The 408-nt window shown below is 52.0% G+C and carries 1 protein-coding gene and 1 rRNA gene; one reads left to right on the top strand and one right to left on the bottom strand.

Annotated features, from left to right (window positions below; genetic code table 11):
* Positions 1 to 95 (top strand): 5S ribosomal RNA (gene rrf, locus AC6LJW_RS29450); the annotation flags it as partial.
* Between the two features lie 56 nt (positions 96 to 151).
* On the opposite strand, the gene AC6LJW_RS29455 is transcribed toward rrf, so the two are convergent.
* Positions 152 to 408 (bottom strand): hypothetical protein (locus tag AC6LJW_RS29455; protein WP_498088976.1); only part of this gene is annotated, 257 nt, incomplete at its 5' end.

A 408-nucleotide genomic window follows, 5' to 3' on the forward strand; every position in this document is an offset into this window, starting at 1 on the left:
GTGGTACCACTCCTTCCCATCCCGAACAGGACAGTGAAACGCCTTCGCGCCGATGATAGTGGACGGACGTCTGTGAAAGTAGGTCATCGTCAGGCTTTTATTGTGCAAACCCCCACAGGTAAGCCTGTGGGGGTTTGTTTTTAGTGAGAACCTATGTTCCATGCACGCTGAAAAGGAGATTCTCCAGCTCGGCTGCAATGCAGGACAGGGTGCAAGTCAGGCAGAAGCCGGTTGCATTCACTGCAAAAATGGTGATATAGTTTCGGGCTTGGCTGCTACCGAAAAATCTAGGGGTTACCCCTGATGTTTCGATAGCTGCTAGGGCAGGACGAAAGTCCTGGCGAGACCTGAAGAGGTCGCCGCAAGAAAGCGAAGCAAACTGCGAAAGCAAAAAGCGAAGCTGACTTG

The sequence above is a fragment of the Achromobacter sp. 1012554356 genome (assembly GCF_059760815.1).